This is a genomic window from Paraburkholderia sp. AV2, assembly GCF_054968425.1.
In genome coordinates, this window is the sequence record NZ_JBANLK010000027.1 from 58,742 (window position 1) to 75,233 (window position 16,492).

Below are 16,492 nucleotides of genomic sequence, written 5' to 3' on the forward strand. Positions count from 1 at the left end.
CCGGCGCATTGATACAATACCGCGCCATGGATGCTTCCCTGATACAGACGATCGTCGTCTACGCCCTCCCGGTCATCTTCGCCATCACGCTGCACGAGGCCGCCCACGGCTATGTCGCGCGTGCGCTCGGCGACAACACCGCCTACGTGCTCGGCCGCGTGTCGTTCAACCCGATGCGCCATATCGATCCGATCGGTACGATCGCGATGCCGCTGATCCTCTATTTCCTCACCAACGGCGCCTTCGTGTTCGGCTATGCCAAGCCCGTGCCGATTTCGTTCGGCAGCCTGCGCAATCCGCGCTGGGGCACGCTCTGGGTGGCGGCGGCAGGTCCGGCCTGCAACTTCGTCCAGGCGATCGTGTGGGGCGTGTTCGGCGTCGCGCTCGCGGTGCTCGGCATCGACGAGCCGTTCTTCACGCGCATGGCCGCCGCGGGCGTCGGCGTAAACCTCGTGCTGGGCGTGCTCAACCTCTTTCCGCTGCCGCCGCTCGACGGCGGCCGTGTGCTCGCGGCGCTCTTGCCCACGCGCGCGAGCATTGCGCTCTCGCGCCTCGAGCCCTATGGTTTCATCATCGTGATGGGGTTGCTGGTCTCCGGCATCTTCACCCGATTCTGGCTGCGTCCGCTCGTCTCGCTCGGCTACGACGCGGTCACGGCCCTCCTTACCCCACTCGTTTCGCTCTTTTCATAACATCATGTTCCCAGACCGTATCTTCTCCGGCATGCGGCCCACCGGGTCGCTGCACCTCGGCCACTACCACGGCGTGCTGAAAAACTGGGTGCGGCTCCAGTCGGAGTACCCGTGCTTCTTCTGCGTGGTCGACTGGCATGCGCTCACCACGCACTACGAGACGCCCGAGGTCATCGAAAAGAACGTCTGGGAGGTGCTGATCGACTGGCTCGCGTCCGGCATCGATCCGAACCAGGCCACGCTCTTCATCCAGAGCCGCGTGCCCGAGCACGCGGAGCTCGCGCTTCTGCTGGGCATGAGCACGCCGCTGAGCTGGCTCGAACGCGTGCCCACCTACAAGGAGCAGATCGAGAAGCTGCGCGACAAGGACCTCGGCACCTACGGCTTCCTCGGCTACCCGGTGCTGATGGCCGCCGACATCCTGCTATACCGCGCTTCGCTCGTGCCGGTGGGCGAGGACCAGGTGCCGCACGTCGAAATGGCGCGCGAAATGGCGCGCCGCTTCAACTACATGTACGGCCGCGAGCCGGGCTTCGAGGAGAAGGCCAACGAGGCCGCGAAGAAGCTGGGCGGCAAGCGCTCGAAGCTCTATCACGAACTGCGCAACGCGTATCAACAGGAAGGCAACGAAGAGGCGCTCGAGCAGGCGCGCGCGATGCTTTCGGAGTCGCAGAGCCTGTCGATGAACGATCGCGAGCGGCTGTTCGGCTATCTCGAAGGCGCGCGCAAGATCATCCTGCCGGAGCCCCAGGTGTTGCTCACCGAAGCTTCCCGCATGCCGGGTCTCGACGGCCAGAAGATGTCGAAGTCGTACGGCAACATGATCGGCCTGCGCGAAGATGCGCAGACCATCGAAAAGAAGGTCCGCACGATGCCGACCGACCCGGCGCGCGTGCGCCGCACCGATCCGGGCGACCCGGACAAATGCCCGGTCTGGCAGCTACACCAGGTCTACACCGACGAAACGACGCACGACTGGGTGCAGAAGGGCTGCCGCTCGGCCGGTATCGGTTGTCTCGACTGCAAGCAGCCGGTGATCGAGGGCATTCTGCGCGAGCAGCAGCCGATGCTCGAGCGCGCGCAGAAGTACATGGACGACCCGTCGCTGCTGCGCGCGATCGTCGCGGACGGCTGCGACAAGGCTCGCAAATTCGCGAACGAGACCATGCGCGACGTGCGCGAGGTCATGGGCCTGTCGTACAACTGAGGACGGCTGCGGTGAGCACGCTGCCCACAGCAGGCGCCGGAGTGTCCCACGGCGCGCTCGGCGAGCCGTCGCGCTGGGTGCGCCGCTGGGCGCATCTCGTCGCGCCGGGCGGCGCGGTGCTCGACGTGGCTTCGGGGGCCGGACGCCATGCGCGGTTCTTGGCGGAGCGCGGCCACCCTGTGACGGCGCTCGACCGGGACGCAGCCGCGCTTGCGACGATGCAGGGCGTGGCGGGCATCGAAACGCTCGAATGCGACCTCGAAGGCGCGCCTTGGCCGCTCGCGCCCGGGCGGCGCTTTGCGGCCGTCGTCGTGACGAACTACCTGCATCGGCCGCTGATGCCGCGTCTGATCGACGCACTGGCGCCGGGCGGCCTGCTGATCTACGAAACCTTCGCGCAAGGCAACGAGACGGTCGGCAAACCGTCCAATCCTGCGTTTCTGCTGACCCCGGGCGAGTTGCTCGCGGTCTGCACACCCACGCTCCGGGTGATCGCCTATCAGGACGGATTTCTCCCACAGCCGCGTCAGGCGTTTGTCCAGCGGATCTGTGCGGCGCGCGACGAACTCCGACAGCCGGCGTCCGGCACGTCCGAAAAGGACGGTAATGGAGCTGCGACTCAGGTACTACCCGTACCGCGTTACGATCTGACCGGTTAATCCGCTACAATCGCGGTTTAACGTACTCATTTCTTTGACGTTTCATGGCTAACGGCATTCAGGACGGCATCACGCTGCGCGGCAGCATTCCCGCGATCGTCACCCCCATGCACGAAGACGGCAGTCTCGACCTGCCGGCATTCTGCAAACTGATCGACTGGCATGTGGACGAGGGGACAGATGCGCTCGTCGTCGTCGGTACGAGCGGCGAGTCTGCCACCCTGAACGTCGAAGAGCATATCCTGATGGTCAGGACGGCGGTCGAGCACGCCGCAGGCCGCATGCCGATCATCGCCGGCGCGGGCGGCAATTCCACCGCCGAAGCGATCGAGCTCACGAAGCATGCGAAGGAAGTCGGCGCGCAGGCGTCGCTTCAGGTCGTGCCCTATTACAACAAGCCGACCCAGGAAGGCATGTACCGCCACTTCGCGAAAATCGCGGAGGCGGTCGACCTGCCGGCCGTCCTGTACAACGTGCCGGGTCGCACCGTTGCGGACATGTCGAACGAGACCATCTTGCGCCTCGCGCAGGTGCCGGGCATCGTCGGCGTGAAGGAAGCGACGGGCAATCTCGACCGCGCCGCGCACCTGATCAAGCACGCGCCGGCGGGCTTCCGGATTTTCAGCGGCGACGATCCCACCGCGATCGCGCTGATGCTGCTGGGCGGCCACGGCAATATTTCGGTGACGGCAAACGTCGCGCCGCGCCAGATGAGCGAACTGTGCCGCGCCGCGATCGAAGGCGACGCGAAGACCGCGCGCGCGATTCATCTGAAGTTGCTGTCGCTGCACAAGAATCTGTTCATCGAATCGAACCCGATTCCGGTGAAGTGGGCATTGCAGGAACTCGGCCGCATGGAAGGCGGCATTCGCCTGCCGCTCACGCCGCTCGACGAGCGCTACCACGACGTGGTGCGTACGGCGATGCGCGAAGCCGGCCTGATTGGCTGACCGGTCCCTGATTCATTCCGGTCCGCCATCAAGCACCCGATTTTTTCCAACCGACGCCGCTCCCGCCCGAATCCACCACCGATCCCGGCTTTGCGTTCCCGTATCACGAAGGTCCCCATGAAACGTTCTGCTCTCTCCCTCAACGCAACCCGCCTGGCGGTGCTGGCGCTGGCCATTGGGCCGCTCGCAGGCTGCGAGTCGCTGAACGACATGTTCGCGTCGGATAAGGTCAACTACAAGGACACGGCGAGCGCGCCGCCGCTGGCCGTGCCGCAGGATCTTTCGGCGGCGCCGAACGGCCAGCAGTTCGTTGCTCCGCCGGCCTCGCTGGCGCTGGGCGGCGCACCCAAGGGTTCGGTGACGGCCGCGGGCAATACGACGATCGGCAGCCCGAGCGCGCAGGATCCGTTCGGCATGCACGTCGAGCGCGACGGCGACCGCCGTTGGCTCGTGGTCGACGGCCGCACGCCCGACGACCTCTGGCCGATCCTGCAGAGCTTCTGGCAGGACAACGGCTTTACGCTGTCCACCGACTCGCCGGACACGGGCATCATGGTGACCGACTGGGCGGAGAATCGCGCCAATATTCCGGACGACTGGTTCCGCCGCACGATTGGCCGCGTGATCGACTTCGCTTACTCGTCGGGCACGCGCGACCGCTTCAGCACGCTCGTGACGCGCGGCGCGGACGGCCGGACCGATATCTCGATCACGCAAAGCGCGCTGGAAGAAGTGCTGACGGGGCAGGACAAGACGACCTCGAAGTGGGTCGAGCGTCCGCGCGATCCGGCCCTCGAAGCGGAATTCCTCGCGAAGGTCATGCAGAAGTTCGGCCTGACCGACGCTCAATCGAAGCAGTTGCTGACTGACGCGCGCCCGTCGGGCGCCGTCGCCCAGATCGACCATACGGCTGACGGCACCACGCTCAATCTGCCGGAATCGTTCGATCGTGCCTGGCTGCGCGTGGGCCTTGCGCTCGACCGAACCAACTTCACGGTCGACAACCGCGACCGCGAGAAGGGCATCTACTACGTTCGCTACGCGGATTCGATGCAGGAGCTGAAGGGCGACGGCCTGTTCGGCAAGCTGTTCTACAACCCGAAGACGGCCGCGAAGAATCAGGGCGCGGAATACATGGTCGCCGTGCGTCCGAAGGGCGATGCGCAGACGCAGGTGGCGGTGGTGGACCAGAACGGCCAGATCGACACGTCGTCGGACGCGCAGCGCATCGTGACCGCGCTGCACTCGCAGCTCAACTGACGCCACCGTGCGTTTCGCGAGCCTCGGTAGCGGCAGCGAGGGTAACGCACTGGTCGTGGAAGCAGGCAGTGGCGCGCGTCCGACGCGTGTGCTGCTGGACTGCGGATTCTCGGCGAAGGAAGTCGAGCGGCGCCTCGCTCGCGCCGGTCTCGAAGCCGGCTGCCTCGACGCCATCCTCATCACTCACGAACACAGCGATCATATCGGCAGCGCGCTCACGCTGGCGCGCCGCTGGTCGATCCCCCTCTACACGAGCTGGGGCACGGCGCGCGCCGTGGGCGCCGACGACGCAGGCGCCGAGCTGAATGTGCTGTGGGGCGACGAGACGGTCGAAATCGGGGCGCTCGGCGTACTGCCCTATACCGTTCCGCACGACGCGCGCGAGCCGCTCCAGTTCGTTTTCAGCGACGGAGCGAGCCGTCTTGGTGTGCTCACCGACGTCGGCGAATCGACGCCGCACATTAACGCGGTGCTCGGCGGCTGCGACGCGCTCGTGCTGGAATGCAACCATGACCTCGCGATGCTTGCGGCGAGCCGGTATCCGCCTTCGCTGAAGGCCCGCATCGGCGGCTCGCACGGCCATCTGAACAACGAGGCGGCGGCGGGGATTCTCGCGGCGCTCGACCGTTCGAAGCTGCGGCACCTGATCGCGGCGCACCTGAGCCAGCAGAACAACACGCCGGAACTGGCGCGCGTGGCAATGGCCGGCGTGCTGGGCAACGCGCTGACGGAAATCGGTGTCGCGTCGCAGGATGAGGGATTCGATTGGGTCGTGCTTTGATCCGCCGGTGATCCGGGATCTCCGGCAACAGACAAAAAAAAGCCCATGACACGAAAGTCATGGGCTTTTTTGTGCCCGCCGCAGCAGGCTTGACTCAGAGTTTTGACCCTCTTAGTTGCGGTTGCCGCCGAAGATGCCGAGCAGCGCGAGCAAGTTCACGAAGACGTTGTAGAGGTCCAGATAGATCGCGAGCGTGGCCGAGATGTAGTTGGTCTCGCCGCCGTTCACGACGCGCTGCACGTCGAACAGCATGTAGGCCGAGAAGATCACGATGGCCAGCACCGAGACCGTGAGCATGAGCGCGGGCAAGTGCAGGAACATGTTCGCCACGCCGGCGAGCAGGATCACGATCACGCCCATGAACAGCCACTTGCCGAGGCCCGAAAAGTCGCGCTTGCTGACCGTGGCGATCGTGGCCATCGCCGTGAAAATGACGCCGGTGCCGCCGAAGGCGAGCATGATGAGCGATGGGCCGTTCGAGAAGCCGAGGATGAACGACAGCAGGCGCGAGAGCATCAGGCCCATGAAGAACGTGAAGCCGAGCAGCACGAACACGCCGACCGAACTGTTCTTGGTGCGCTCGATGGCGAACATGAAGCCGAATGCGATCGCGAAGAACGCAAGCAGGCTCATTGCCGGGCTCGTGGCCGCGAACAGCGAGAAGCCGGTGGCGACACCCACCCACGCGCCGAGCACCGTCGGCACCATCGAGAGCGCGAGCAGCCAGTAGGTGTTGCGCAGTACGCGGTTGCGGGCCTCGGCCGGGATGACAGTGCCGCCGCGGCCGAAGTTGTAGGGGTACTCGTTCATGCTTTCTCCTTGCGTGAAACGCGTGGTTCGCGGCGCGCGGCAGGTGCGCGGTCCGCTCTTTCGTAAGATAAGCGCGGCAGCCCGGAGTTTCAACAGGATGCCACGCGTCTTCGGTATGGTTACGAAGCGTAAGCCGTCATTCTTAAGCCTTGCTGAAAGGCTGGCGGGGCGGTTTTGCGCCCGGCCTCATATCCGTTCGGCCAGGCTTGCCGGCCAATGAGGGTCCAATCGCAATCATACATGGGAACATGCTACAATTGACGATTCGTTTGGATTTGTAACCTCTTAATTTTCTGGAGTTTTTATGGCGATCGAACGCACCCTGTCGATTATCAAGCCGGACGCAGTGGCAAAGAACGTGATCGGCCAGATCTACAGCCGCTTCGAAAACGCTGGCCTGAAGATCATTGCCGCCCGCATGGTCCACCTCTCGCGCGCCGACGCCGAGAAGTTCTATGCTGTCCACGCTGCACGCCCGTTCTTCAAGGACCTCGTCGACTTCATGATCTCCGGCCCCGTGATGGTGCAGGCTCTGGAAGGCGAGAGCGCTATCCTGAAGAATCGCGAGCTGATGGGCGCGACCGACCCGAAAAAGGCCGAGAAGGGCACGATCCGCGCCGACTTCGCCGACAGCATCGACGCGAACGCCGTGCATGGCTCCGACGCTCCGGAAACGGCTGCCGTGGAAGTTGCGTTCTTCTTCCCGCAAGTCAACGTCTACTCGCGCTAAGCGAGCGACGTCAGCAGCATCCAGGTCGCGAGCGGTAATGGCGTTCATCCCGGTCCACGGTGGTCGTTCCGAAGGCCCGCAAGGGCCTTGGAAGCGGCATCGCGGGCCGGCGAACGCGCGCTCGCACTGAAGGCAGGATTGATATGACGAGCAGTTCCACCGTCAACCTTCTCGATCTCGACGCCGAGGGGCTCGTCGCATACTGCGAGAGCCTCGGCGAGAAGCCGTTTCGCGCCAGGCAGTTGCAACGCTGGATCCATCAGTACAACGCCGCCGATTTCGACGGCATGACGGATCTGGCGAAATCGCTGCGCGAAAAGCTCAAGGGGCGTGCCACCATCGGCATGCCCGGCATCGTTAGCGATCACGTTTCGGCCGACGGCACGCGCAAGTGGCTCGTCGACATGGGCAACGGCAACGCCGTAGAAACCGTGTTCATCCCCGAAGAGACGCGCGGCACGCTGTGCGTGTCCTCGCAGGCGGGGTGCGCGGTCAACTGCCGGTTCTGTTCCACCGGCAAGCAAGGATTCTCGCGCAATCTCTCCACCGCCGAGATCATCGGCCAGTTGCGCATGGCGGAGTTCGCGCTGCGCGCCTCGCTCCCTGGCGCCGAAGGCGGCCGGGCGACCGGCGGCGAGGGCAAGGGCGAGCGCGTCATCACGAACGTCGTGATGATGGGCATGGGCGAGCCGCTGCTGAACTATGATGCGGTCGTGCCCGCGATGCGCCTGATGCTCGACGACAACGCCTACGGCCTGTCGCGCCGACGCGTCACGCTCTCGACCTCGGGCGTCGTGCCGATGATGGACCGGCTGGGCGCCGAATTGCCCGTGGCGCTGGCCGTTTCGCTGCACGCGCCGAACGACGCGCTGCGCGACGAGCTCGTGCCGCTCAACCGCAAGTACCCGCTGCGCGAGCTGATGGCGGCCTGCCAGCGTTATCTGGAAGTCGCGCCGCGCGACTTCATCACGTTCGAGTACTGCATGCTCGACGGCGTGAACGACACGGAAAAGCACGCACGCGAGTTGCTCGCCGTGACGCGTGACGTTCCGTGCAAGTTCAATTTGATCCCGTTCAATCCATTCCCCGAATCGGGCTTGCTGCGCTCGAAACCGGAGGCGATCAAGCGTTTCGCGCAGATCCTGATGGATGCGGGCGTCGTGACGACCGTGCGCAAGACGCGCGGCGACGACATCGATGCGGCCTGCGGGCAGCTCGCAGGCGAGGTGAAGGACCGCACGCGCCTCGCCGAGCGTACGGCGCGCAAAGTCATAGAAGTGAGACCGGTGCAGCACTGAATGCACCGGCAGCGGGAGAGCCGGGACGAATGCACGGGGGACGCGTCGTCATCGGCTGTATTGAAACGTAAGTTGCAGAAGCGATCGGAAGCGGCACAGACGCCGCGCATTTTGTTATAAACGGTCTGCGAATCGGGGCGGGGCGCCAGAACAGGCGCCGACCCGGCCGGTTCCAGGATAGAAAAGAATCGACGCAAGGATTTAGGGATGAGCGAGCCGCAGCACCCTTTCGGTACAGACACCAACGCAGGTCGTCCGGCGCCTGGTGACGCGCCGTCGCCGGTGCCGCCGGTGCCGCCGGTGCCCGATACGCTGGCTGCGGCGGGTGCGCGCCTCGCGCAACTGCGCGAGGCGAAGGGGTGGTCGGTCGAGGACGTTTCGGCGCGCCTCAAGGTGGCGGTGAACAAGCTGCGCGCGCTCGAGGCGGGCGACCTCTCCCAGTTGCCCGACACCACCTTCGCGCTTGGCGTGGTGCGCAGCTACGCGAGGATGCTCGGCGCCGATCCCGCGCCGTTTTCGCAGGCGTTGCGCCAGGAGCGCGGCGTGCCGCAGCCCGATCTGTCGATGCCGGCTTCGGCCGGCGCGGATTTGCCGCGCGGCGGCCGCGTCTCGCTCACGCTGGGCGGCAGCGGAGCGCCGCGCCGCCGCTCGTGGCTGTGGGGTGTAGCGGCGGTGATCGTCGCGGTGATCGCGCTAGCCATGTGGCACACGAACAGCGGTGAGTCGTCGGCCTGGTTTGCGCGCCTGAAGGCGATGGCCAACGGCGCGGCCGCTCAGCCCAGTGCGGCGTCCGCCACGGTTACCGAGGGTCAGACCGCGGGGGCTCAAGGAGCGTCGGCGCCGCAGGGCGATCAGTCGGCGGCGCCGGCCGATGAGGCAGCGAGCGACGCCATCGCGTCGGGTACCGAGACGAATGCGCCGTCGGATGTCGCGCCGCCGGCCGTGCAGAGCGCGCCGGCGAGCGTACCGGTAGCAGCGCCGGCCAGCGTGCCGGCCGCGGCGCAACCGGCGGCAAGCACGCCGGCGGTAGCGACGACTGCGGCGGCTGCGCAGTCCGCCTCGTCGACGGACGCGACGGGCGCCGACACCTCGACGTTCGCGATCCGCGTGACGCAGGACACCTGGGTCAACGTGCGCCAGAAGGACGGCAAGGAAGTGTTTTCCGGCTTGATCCACGGCAGCGACGCGCGCGAGATCACGGGTATCGAACCGCTTAAGATTACGGTGGGCAACAAGGCCGGCATCGAGTCGATGACCCTCGACGGTCAGCCGGTGGACGCGTCGAAGTACGCGTCGGCGCGCGGCAACGTGGCGCGCTTCGTGCTGCCCTGATCAAGACATGGCACGTGTCGCGGCCGGAACCTGCCGGCCGCGGCGCTTTTTCAATTCGCGTGGCGTATGAGGCGCAGGCCTTTCGCGGTGCGCGAGGCGTAAATGGGTTTTTCGATGCAAACCGACCAGCAATCTTCGTCCCGCATCAGCCAGATCTGTTCGACTGAGCCGGTCCTCGGCGGCCACGCGCCGCGTCGCAAATCGCACGGCGTGCATGTGCGCTGGGGCGGCAATCTCGTGACGATCGGCGGCGACGCGCCCGTGCGCGTGCAGTCGATGACGAACACCGACACCGCCGACGCGATCGGTACCGCCATCCAGATCAAGGAACTTGCCCAGGCCGGTTCCGAGCTCGTCCGCATCACCGTGAACACGCCTGAAGCGGCGGCGGCGGTTCCGGCGATCCGCGAGCAGCTCGACCGCATGGGCGTGACCGTGCCGCTCGTCGGCGACTTTCATTACAACGGCCATCTGCTGCTGCGCGATTATCCGGGCTGCGCCGAGTCGCTCTCGAAGTACCGCATCAACCCGGGCAACGTCGGGCAAGGCGCGAAGCGCGACACACAGTTCGCGCAGATGATCGAAGCGGCTGCGAAGTACGACAAGCCCGTGCGGATCGGCGTGAACTGGGGCAGCCTCGACCAGGATCTCCTCGCGAGGATGATGGACGAGAACGGCGCGCGCAGCGAGCCGTGGGAAGCGCAGAGCGTGATGTACGAGGCGCTGATCCAGTCGGCCATCGGCTCGGCCGAGCGCGCCGTCGAACTGGGCCTCGGTCGCGACAAGATCATCCTGTCGTGCAAGGTGAGCGGCGTGCAGGACCTGATCGCCGTTTATCAGGAACTCGCGAAGCGCTGCGACTTTGCGCTGCACCTCGGCCTGACCGAGGCGGGCATGGGCTCGAAGGGCATCGTCGCTTCGACGGCGGCGCTGTCCGTGCTGCTGCAGCAAGGCATCGGCGACACGATCCGCATCTCGCTCACCCCGGAGCCGGGCGCGCCGCGCACGGGCGAAGTCGTGGTCGGCCAGGAAATCCTGCAGACCATGGGCCTGCGCTCGTTCACGCCGATGGTCATCGCGTGCCCGGGCTGCGGCCGCACCACTAGCACGCTGTTCCAGGAACTCGCTTCGCAGATCCAGAACTATCTGCGCGCGCAGATGCCGCTGTGGCGCGACGAGTTCCCCGGCGTCGAGACGATGAACGTGGCCGTGATGGGCTGCATCGTGAACGGCCCCGGCGAATCGAAGCACGCGAACATCGGCATCAGCCTGCCGGGCTCGGGCGAAAACCCGGCCGCTCCCGTTTTTATCGACGGCGAGAAGGTCAAGACGCTGCGCGGTGAACATATCGCCGAAGAATTCCAGCAGATCGTGAGCGACTACGTCGCGCGCAAATACGGCAAGGCCGAAGCTACGGCCTGAGCGACGCGCAGCACCGTACGCACAACCGAACACCGTCTATCGCAACCAGATGACTGAACAGAAAAGAAAGCCCGAAAAGCTCATCGGCGTAAAGGGCATGAACGATATCCTGCCGCAGGACGCAGGGCTGTGGGACTTCTTTGAAACCACGGTGAAGTCGATGCTTCGTTCGTACGGATACCAGAACATCCGCACGCCGATCGTTGAGCACACGCAGCTCTTCACGCGCGGTATCGGCGAAGTGACGGACATCGTCGAAAAAGAGATGTATAGCTTCACCGACGCGCTCAACGGCGAAAACCTCACGCTGCGCCCGGAAGGCACGGCCGCTGCGGTGCGCGCGTCGATCGAGCACAACCTGCTCTACGACGGTCCGAAGCGCCTGTGGTACGTCGGTCCGATGTTCCGCCACGAGCGTCCGCAGCGCGGCCGCTATCGCCAGTTTCATCAGGTGGGTGTGGAGGCGCTCGGCTTCGCGGGCCCCGATGCGGACGCTGAAATCATCCTGATGTGCCAGCGCCTGTGGGACGACCTCGGCCTCACCGGCATCAAGCTCGAGATCAACACGCTCGGCGTGGCCGAAGAGCGCGCCGCGCATCGCGTGGAACTGATCAAGTACCTCGAACAGCACGTCGACGCACTCGACGAGGACGGCAAGCGCCGCCTCTACACGAACCCGCTGCGTGTGCTCGACACGAAGAATCCTGCGCTGCAGGAGATCGCGAACAACGCACCGAAGCTGATCGACTTCCTTGGTGCGGAGTCGCGCGCGCATTTCGAGGGGCTGCAGCGCATCCTCAAGTCGAACAACATTCCGTTCAAGATCAATCCGCGTCTCGTGCGCGGTCTCGATTACTACAATCTGACCGTATTCGAATGGGTGACCGACAAGCTTGGCGCACAGGGCACGGTCGCCGCGGGCGGCCGCTACGATCCGCTGATCGAGCAACTGGGCGGCAAGCCGACGGCGGCGTGCGGCTGGGCGATGGGCATCGAGCGCATTCTCGAGCTGTTGAAGGAAGAGGATCTCGTGCCCGAGGACGAAGGTTGCGACGTCTACGTTGTCCACCAGGGCGAGGCCGCGCGCGAGCAGGCCTTCATCGTGGCCGAGCGTCTGCGCGACACCGGCCTTGATGTGATCCTGCACTGCAGCGCCGACGGCCAGACCGCGAGCTTCAAGTCGCAGATGAAGCGGGCCGACGCGAGCGGCGCCGCGTTCGCCGTGGTGCTCGGCGAGGACGAAGTGGCGCAGGGCGTGGTGGGCGTGAAACCCCTGCGCGGCGTGGCCGCCGAGGCGCGCAACGAGCAGCAGACCGTGCCGGTCGAGGACTTGACCGAATATCTGATCAATGCGATGGTTGCATCCGCCGAAGACGGCGACGACTGAACAAAGAACAAGGAATCGCTTCGCGATGAGTTACCACGACGAACAGGAATCGATCGAGAGCTTCAAGGCATGGTGGGCGCAGTGGGGTAATGCCTCCACCTGGATCGTTCTGATTGCCTTGCTCGCCCTCGCGGGGTGGAACGGCTGGAATTACTGGCAACGCCATCAGGCCGCCGAAGCCGCCGTGCTGTACGACCAGGTGCAGCAGGCCGAGAGCGGCAGCGACAAGGCGCTGCTCGCGCGTATCGCGTCCGACATGGAAGACCGCTTCGGCGGCACGGCCTACGCGCAGATGACGGCGCTGGGCGTCGCGAAGGCGCTCTACATGGCGGGCGACGAAGCGGGCGCGAAGGCGCAGTTGCAATGGGCCGCCGACCATGCGAAGGACGACGAATTCCGCCAGATCGCAAAGCTGCGCCTCGCCTCGCTTCTGCTTGACGAGAAGGCTTACGACCAGGGCCTCGCGCTGATTCCGCAACCCGATTCGGGCCCGTTCAAGGGCATCGTCGCGGATGGCCGCGGCGACCTGCTGGCTGCCGCCGGCAAGCGCGACGACGCGCGCGCGGCCTACCAGCTCGCGCTCGACAGTCTCCCGAAGAGCGATGCGTCCGAGCGCCAGCTCATCCAGTTCAAGCTGGACGCGCTGGGCGGCTGACGCGTAAACGCCCGGCGAACTCCCACTAATTCCACCCATTCATGCTTCGCTAACCGATGAATCTGCTGAAACGATACGTTGTGCCCGTCGCCTGCGCGATGACTGTCCTTGCACTCGCGGCCTGCTCGTCGAGCAAGGACGAGCGCCGCGATCCGGTGCCGCTCACCGAGTTCAAGCCGGTGCTCAACGTCCAGCAGGTATGGAAGGCGAGCGTCGGCAAGGCCGGCCGCTACCTGTTCTCGCCGGTCGCCGTGGGCGACGCCGTTTATGCGGCGGGCGCGAACGGCTCGGTCGCGAAGTTCGACGCGCAGACCGGCAAGGAAATCTGGAAGGTCAAGCTCAAGGACGACCTTTCGGCGGGCGTGGGCAGCGACGGCAACCTGACGGCCGTGGGCGGCCTGAAGGGCCAGGTCGATGTCCTCGACAACAACGGCAAGCTGCTGTGGCAGGCGACCGCGCCGGGCGAGATCATTTCGCCGCCGCTCGTCGGCAACGGTCTCGTGATCGTGCGTACGATCGACGGTCAGATCATTGCCTTCAACGCCCAGACGGCCGAGCAGAAGTGGGCGTACCGCAATCGGGCGGTGCCGCTCAATCTGCGCGTCTCGGCCGGCATGACCTTCGCGGGCGATCAGGCCGTGCTCGCGGGTTTCCCGGGTGGCGCGTTTGCGGCGATCAACCTGCAGACGGGCGACGCGTTCTGGGAAACGCCGGTGTCCTACCCGAAGGGTGTGACCGAGGTCGAGCGTATCAATGACGTGAGCGGTCCGCCCACGCTGATCGGCGCGACGACCTGCGCGGTCACGTTCCAGGGCCAGCTCGGCTGCTTCGATGCGAACTCGGGCCGCGCGCTGTGGGAGAAGCCGTTCTCGAGCGTGAGCGGTATCGCCCAGGACGATGTCGCCGTAGTCGGCGCGGACGACTGGTCGGTCGTGCACGCCTATAGCGTTGCGACGGGCGCGCAGGCATGGAGCTCCGACAAGCTCAAGAACCGCGACCTGAGCGTGCCGGTGCTGCTGGGTCATGCCGTCGTGATGGGCGACTATCAGGGTTACGTGCACTTCCTCTCGCTCGATGACGGCAGCTTCGTCTCGCGCGTGAAGACCGACGGCAGCCCGATCGTCGCGGCGCCGGTGCTGGCCGGCAACACGCTCGTCGTGCAGACGAAGGACGGCGACCTGTACGGTCTGCGTCCGCAGCAGTAAGCGACGTTCGTCGCGCGAGCCGTCCGTGGGCGGCTCGCCGGACTTTCGAAGCGCTTATGGACGATAAGGGCGCGCCGGCAAGGCCGTGCGCTGCCCGCAGAGGGCCGGCTCCAGCCGGCCGCGTGCGTTTTAACGGCGCAACAGCCGCGAGCGGGAATCCCGCTCCAACCGCTTTCCGGGCGAGCGCCCGGCGCGTCCTGCCTTGCGGACCCTACGCGAGGCCGTACGCCGGGCTCGGGCATCGCGCCTGTTTCATGATAATTTGCAACCGATGCCACCCTGCTGGCGCAGGGCGTTGCTGCGCAGCATGCCGGACTTTCCGGCGCTGCGCCTTACCGTAGAAAAGATCAGATGAAACCCGTAATCGCCCTCGTTGGGCGCCCCAATGTGGGGAAATCCACGCTGTTCAACCGGCTCACGCGTTCGCGCGACGCGCTGGTGGCCGACCTGCCTGGCCTCACGCGCGATCGCCACTACGGCGAGGGGCGGGTGGGCGATCGTCCGTACCTCGTAGTCGATACCGGCGGCTTCGAGCCCGTCGCGAAGGACGGCATCCTGCACGAGATGGCGCGCCAGACGCGCCAGGCCGTGGAAGAGGCCGACATCGTCGTGTTCATCTGCGACGGACGCAACGGCCTCGCGCCCCAGGACAAGCATATTGCCGACTACCTGCGCAAGACGGGCCGGCCGATCTTCCTCGTGATCAACAAGGCCGAGGGCATGAAGTACACGTCCGTCGCGGCGGAGTTCTACGAGCTGGGCCTTGGCGACCCGCGCGCGATTTCGGCCGCGCACGGCGACGGCGTGACCGAGATGATCAGCGAAGCGCTCGACCAGGCTTATGCCGATCAACCCGAGGAAAGTGAAGAGGACGCCGAAAAGCATGGCGTGAAGATCGCGATCGTGGGCCGCCCGAATGTCGGCAAGTCGACGCTCGTGAACACGCTGCTCGGCGAGGACCGCGTGATCGCGTTCGACATGCCGGGCACGACGCGCGACTCGATCTATATCGACTTCGAGCGCGGCGGCAAGAAGTACACGCTGATCGACACGGCCGGCCTGCGCCGCCGCGGCAAGGTGTTCGAGGCTATCGAAAAGTTTTCGGTGGTGAAGACGCTGCAGTCGATCGCGGACGCCAACGTCGTGATCCTGATGCTGGACGCGCATCAGGAAATTTCCGATCAGGACGCGCACATCGCGGGCTTCGTGGTGGAGCAGGGCCGTGCGCTCGTGGTGGCCGTGAACAAGTGGGACGGCCTCGACGAACATGCGCGCGAGCAGATCAAGCACCACTTGCTGCGCAAGCTGAAATTCCTCGAATTCGCGAAGTTCCACTTTATTTCGGCGACGGAGAAGTTCGGCATCGGCGCGCTGATGCGCTCGGTCGACGCGGCCTATGCCGCGGCGATGGCGAAACTGCCCACGCCGAAGCTCACGCGCGCGCTCATCGACGCCGTGGAGTTCCAGCAGCCGCGCCGCCGCGGCCCGGTGCGTCCGAAGCTGCGCTATGCGCACCAGGGGGGGCAGAACCCGCCCATCATCGTGATCCACGGCAACGCGCTCGATGCGGTCACGGATACCTACAAGCGCTATCTGGAGAACCGTTTCCGGGAAACTTTCTCGCTGACCGGGACTCCATTGCGCATAGAGTTTCGTTCCTCGACGAATCCCTACACTGACAAAAGCTGAGTTCTGTACGCTCGCGCGCATGACGTCTCCGGTCGCCCCTGGCCGGACGGTCGGGATGCGCGCCAGCCTGTGAGAATCGGCTATAGTGTAGCGATTGGTGCCGGATTTCTTTTTTTTCGGCCCCAATCCAAGTTAAACCTGCAAAAAAATACGGAGTTTGCTATGAGCAACAAAGGGCAATTGTTACAAGACCCGTTTTTGAACGCGCTGCGCAAGGAGCACGTGCCTGTTTCGATCTATCTGGTCAACGGCATCAAGCTTCAAGGGAACATTGAATCGTTCGACCAGTACGTCGTGTTGCTCCGTAATACGGTTACGCAGATGGTGTACAAGCACGCCATTTCCACGGTCGTGCCCGCTCGTCCGGTGAACTTCCACCCGGACACGGAAGCGTCCTGATCCACGGTACGGCCGG

16 protein-coding genes are annotated in these 16,492 nt (G+C 65.3%); 15 read left to right on the top strand and 1 reads right to left on the bottom strand.

Annotation, left to right across the window (positions count from 1 at the left end):
- Window positions 1–26 precede the first annotated feature (26 nt).
- The 6 genes from V8683_RS19075 to V8683_RS19100 all read left to right on the top strand — a co-directional run bounded on the left by V8683_RS19075 (window position 27) and on the right by V8683_RS19100 (window position 5,549).
- Window positions 27–692, top strand: a complete 666-nt coding sequence (locus tag V8683_RS19075; RefSeq protein WP_411189912.1) for a site-2 protease family protein — start codon at window positions 27–29, stop codon at window positions 690–692.
- 4 nt (window positions 693–696) lie between these two features.
- Window positions 697–1,899: a tryptophan--tRNA ligase gene (locus V8683_RS19080; protein WP_411189911.1), complete on the top strand. Its 1,203-nt coding sequence runs from the start codon at window positions 697–699 to the stop codon at window positions 1,897–1,899.
- A gap of 11 nt (window positions 1,900–1,910) precedes the next feature.
- Complete coding sequence (locus V8683_RS19085) at window positions 1,911–2,558, top strand: class I SAM-dependent methyltransferase (protein WP_411189910.1); 648 nt, start codon at window positions 1,911–1,913, stop codon at window positions 2,556–2,558.
- A 44-nt stretch (window positions 2,559–2,602) separates the two neighbouring features.
- On the top strand, window positions 2,603–3,508 hold the full coding sequence (gene dapA / locus V8683_RS19090) for a 4-hydroxy-tetrahydrodipicolinate synthase (RefSeq protein WP_411189909.1): 906 nt from the start codon (window positions 2,603–2,605) through the stop codon (window positions 3,506–3,508).
- Between the two features lie 117 nt (window positions 3,509–3,625).
- Window positions 3,626–4,768: an outer membrane protein assembly factor BamC gene (gene bamC, locus V8683_RS19095; protein ID WP_411189908.1), complete on the top strand. Its 1,143-nt coding sequence runs from the start codon at window positions 3,626–3,628 to the stop codon at window positions 4,766–4,768.
- A gap of 7 nt (window positions 4,769–4,775) precedes the next feature.
- Window positions 4,776–5,549: an MBL fold metallo-hydrolase gene (locus V8683_RS19100; protein ID WP_411189907.1), complete on the top strand. Its 774-nt coding sequence runs from the start codon at window positions 4,776–4,778 to the stop codon at window positions 5,547–5,549.
- A 111-nt stretch (window positions 5,550–5,660) separates the two neighbouring features.
- Here V8683_RS19100 and V8683_RS19105 read toward each other — a convergent pair whose 3' ends face one another.
- Window positions 5,661–6,359 carry a Bax inhibitor-1/YccA family protein gene (locus V8683_RS19105; RefSeq protein WP_411189906.1) on the bottom strand — a complete coding sequence of 233 codons (699 nt, stop codon included), beginning with the start codon at window positions 6,357–6,359 and terminating at the stop codon, window positions 5,661–5,663.
- 304 nt (window positions 6,360–6,663) lie between these two features.
- On the opposite strand from V8683_RS19105, the gene ndk reads away from it, so the two are divergent.
- From ndk to hfq, 9 genes are all read left to right on the top strand, one after another.
- Window positions 6,664–7,089 carry a nucleoside-diphosphate kinase gene (gene ndk, locus V8683_RS19110; protein WP_411189905.1) on the top strand — a complete coding sequence of 142 codons (426 nt, stop codon included), beginning with the start codon at window positions 6,664–6,666 and terminating at the stop codon, window positions 7,087–7,089.
- 143 nt (window positions 7,090–7,232) lie between these two features.
- Complete coding sequence (gene rlmN, locus V8683_RS19115) at window positions 7,233–8,387, top strand: dual-specificity RNA methyltransferase RlmN (protein ID WP_411189904.1); 1,155 nt, start codon at window positions 7,233–7,235, stop codon at window positions 8,385–8,387.
- Between the two features lie 207 nt (window positions 8,388–8,594).
- The gene (locus V8683_RS19120; protein WP_411189903.1) at window positions 8,595–9,719 is read left to right on the top strand and encodes a helix-turn-helix domain-containing protein; all 1,125 of its coding nucleotides are present in this window, start codon (window positions 8,595–8,597) and stop codon (window positions 9,717–9,719) included.
- A 102-nt stretch (window positions 9,720–9,821) separates the two neighbouring features.
- Window positions 9,822–11,141 carry a flavodoxin-dependent (E)-4-hydroxy-3-methylbut-2-enyl-diphosphate synthase gene (gene ispG / locus V8683_RS19125; RefSeq protein WP_411189902.1) on the top strand — a complete coding sequence of 440 codons (1,320 nt, stop codon included), beginning with the start codon at window positions 9,822–9,824 and terminating at the stop codon, window positions 11,139–11,141.
- Between the two features lie 49 nt (window positions 11,142–11,190).
- On the top strand, window positions 11,191–12,528 hold the full coding sequence (hisS, locus tag V8683_RS19130; protein WP_411189901.1) for a histidine--tRNA ligase: 1,338 nt from the start codon (window positions 11,191–11,193) through the stop codon (window positions 12,526–12,528).
- Window positions 12,529–12,553: 25 nt separating this feature from the next.
- Complete coding sequence (locus V8683_RS19135; protein ID WP_411189900.1) at window positions 12,554–13,183, top strand: tetratricopeptide repeat protein; 630 nt, start codon at window positions 12,554–12,556, stop codon at window positions 13,181–13,183.
- A gap of 56 nt (window positions 13,184–13,239) precedes the next feature.
- A complete protein-coding gene (gene bamB, locus V8683_RS19140) occupies window positions 13,240–14,388 on the top strand; it encodes an outer membrane protein assembly factor BamB (RefSeq protein ID WP_411189899.1) in 1,149 nt (382 codons plus the stop codon).
- Between the two features lie 351 nt (window positions 14,389–14,739).
- The gene (gene der / locus V8683_RS19145) at window positions 14,740–16,077 is read left to right on the top strand and encodes a ribosome biogenesis GTPase Der (RefSeq protein ID WP_411189898.1); all 1,338 of its coding nucleotides are present in this window, start codon (window positions 14,740–14,742) and stop codon (window positions 16,075–16,077) included.
- Between the two features lie 162 nt (window positions 16,078–16,239).
- On the top strand, window positions 16,240–16,476 hold the full coding sequence (hfq, locus tag V8683_RS19150; protein WP_027793540.1) for an RNA chaperone Hfq: 237 nt from the start codon (window positions 16,240–16,242) through the stop codon (window positions 16,474–16,476).
- The last annotated feature ends 16 nt before the right edge of the window (window positions 16,477–16,492 follow it).